At 64.7% G+C, this 2,592-nt stretch carries 2 protein-coding genes; both read left to right on the top strand.

Annotation, left to right across the window (positions count from 1 at the left end; all coding sequences use genetic code 11):
- Positions 1 to 80: 80 nt before the first annotated feature.
- A complete protein-coding gene (gene istA / locus BMW87_RS34535) occupies positions 81 to 1,613 on the top strand; it encodes an IS21 family transposase (protein WP_093083096.1) in 1,533 nt (510 codons plus the stop codon).
- Entirely contained in the window at positions 1,606 to 2,502 is an 897-nt protein-coding gene (istB, locus tag BMW87_RS34530) for an IS21-like element helper ATPase IstB (protein ID WP_093083094.1), read from the top strand. Before istA ends, istB begins: the two co-directional genes overlap by 8 nt.
- The last annotated feature ends 90 nt before the right edge of the window (positions 2,503 to 2,592 follow it).

Here is a 2,592-nt window from a genome sequence, read left to right as displayed (position 1 = left end):
CGCAAAGTGCCAATCCAAAATTGACCAGGGTGTTCCACTGACCTGCTGAGAATTTCAGCAGGGGATTCAAGGTGATCACCATGGACATGATTGGCAAGGTCAGGCGCATGAGACTGCGCGACCAACTATCCCTCAGCGAGATCGCAAAGCGCACAGGCCTGTCGCGCAACACGGTCAAGAAGTGGCTCAAGGCGCCCGGCGATGTTGTGCCGAAATACGAGCGGGTGAAGCTCGACGGCAAGCTCACGGCGTTCGAGCCGGCCCTGCACCAAGCGCTTACGACCGACAGCCATCGCCCCAAGCAGGGACGGCGTAGCGGCCGCGCCTTGTTTGCTCAGATACAGGCCCAGGGCTATCGCGGCGGCTACAGCGCCGTCACCGACTACATCCGGCGCTGGCGGGTGGAGTCGGCAGCCAGTCCGGCGAAGGCGTTCGTTCCGATGAGCTTCGAGCTGGGCGAGGCCTTCCAGTTCGACTGGAGCGTCGAAGCCATGGTCGTGGGCGGCGTGTTCTACAACGTGCAAGTGGCGCACCTGAAGCTGTGCGCCAGCCGGGCCTTCTGGCTGGTGGCCTACCCCAGCCAGGGCCACGAGATGCTGTTCGACGCGCACACACGCTCGTTCCAGGCACTCGGCGGTGTCACCCGGCGCGGCATCTACGACAACATGCGCACCGCTGTGGACAAGGTGCAGCGTGGCAAACAGCGCACCGTCAACGCGCGATTCGCGGCCATGTGCAGCCACTACCTGTTCGACGCCGACTTCTGCAACGTCGCCTCCGGCTGGGAGAAGGGGGTCGTCGAGAAGAACGTACAGGACAGTCGCAGGCGCATCTGGATCGAAGCCGCGACCCGGCGCTTCGGCTCGTTCATCGAACTCAATGCCTGGCTGAGCGAGCGGTGTCGTTCGGTGTGGAGCGACACCACGCATCCGATCCACCGGCAGTTCACCGTGGCCGAGATGTGGGAGCTGGAGAAGCCTCACCTCATGTCCATGCCGGCTCCCTTCAACGGCTACGTCGAGCGGCTGGCTCGGGTCAGCAGCACCTGCCTGGTGGCTGCCGCGCGCAACCGTTACTCCGTGCCGTGCGAGTGGGCGGGCCACATCGTCAGCACCCGCGTCTATCCAGAACGAATTGATGTCGCGGCCGCGGACGCCGTCGTCGCGAGTCACGCCCGGCTGCCGGGCAGCGGGCAGACCAGCTACGACTGGCAGCACTACATCGCGCTGGTGCAGCGCAAGCCAGGCGCCTTGCGCAACGGCACGCCGTTCCTGGACCTGCCGGCGCCGCTGCTGCGCTTGCGCCAGTCGCTGCTCAGGCACCCTGGAGGAGACCGGGTCATGGCACAGGTGCTGGCTGTGGTACCGCAGGCCGGGCTGGAAGCCGTGCTGGTGGCCATCGAGCTGGTGCTCGAAGGCAGAGCGCCCAGCGGCAGCATCAGCGTGGAGCACGTGCGCAACGTGCTGGCTCGCTTGAACGGCCCGGCCACGCCAGACCAAGCGCAGACGTCCTTGCGACTCACCCAGGCGCCCAAAGCCGACACCGCGCGCTACGACCGGCTGCGCCCCACCCACCAGGATCATCTGGACGGACAGGAGGTTGGCCATGCGTGAGACCTCCAGCGATGTACAGGCTCAGCTGAAGGCACTGCGGCTCAACGGCATGGCCACGGCCTGGGCCGATCTGACGGAGCAAGGCGGCGATACGACCCTGGCCGCATCGCGCTGGCTGGTGGAGCACCTGCTGCAGGCCGAAGATGCTGACAGGGCCATGCGTTCCATTGCTCACCAGATGAAGTCGGCGCGCTTCCCCATGCACCGTGACCTGGCCGGGTTCGACTTCACCGTCTCGCAGGTCGACCGCGCGTTGATCCAGAAACTGGCGGACCTGTCGTTCACGCAGGATGCGCAGAATGTGGTGCTGGTCGGTGGCCCAGGCACTGGCAAGACCCACCTGGCCACGGCGCTGGGGATTGCCGGGCTCACCCGGCACGCAAAGCGAGTGCGGTTCTACTCCACGGTCGATCTGGTCAATGCCCTGGAGCATGAGAAGAGTCAGGGACGTGCCGGACGCATCGCCATGAGTCTGGTGCGCATGGACCTGGTCGTGCTCGACGAGTTGGGTTACCTGCCGTTCAGCCAGGCCGGTGGTGCCTTGTTGTTCCACCTGCTGTCCAAGCTGTACGAGCACACCAGCGTGATGATCACCACCAACCTGACGTTCGGGGAGTGGTCCAGTGTGTTCGGCGACGCCAAGATGACCACGGCGCTGCTGGATCGCTTGACCCATCACTGCCACATCATCGAGACGGGCAATGAGTCCTACCGCTTCCGCCACAGCACGCGCGAAGCCAAGGGGCGCATCAAGACGCGTGAACAGACCAGGAAGGCAGCGGCCGCCCAGGTGAGCGAGGTCGCGGAGGAAGGGGCCTCGCCTGACGGCTCGGAAGTACCAACAACCGGTTCAAGAAAAGGAGGACCTACCGAGGCATCCAACCTATAGTTATCCACAGTTGGCTCCTACCGGAACCAGCTCCAGCCCCTGGTCAATGTTCGACTGGCACCGCTGATCTCGATTGCACTGGCGCTAACA

It is taken from the genome of Variovorax sp. OV084 (genome assembly GCF_900111625.1).
Lineage (GTDB): Bacteria > Pseudomonadota > Gammaproteobacteria > Burkholderiales > Burkholderiaceae_C > Variovorax.
The sequence above is the reverse complement of the archived record's forward strand: the minus strand, read 5'-3'. Positions and strand labels throughout refer to the sequence as shown.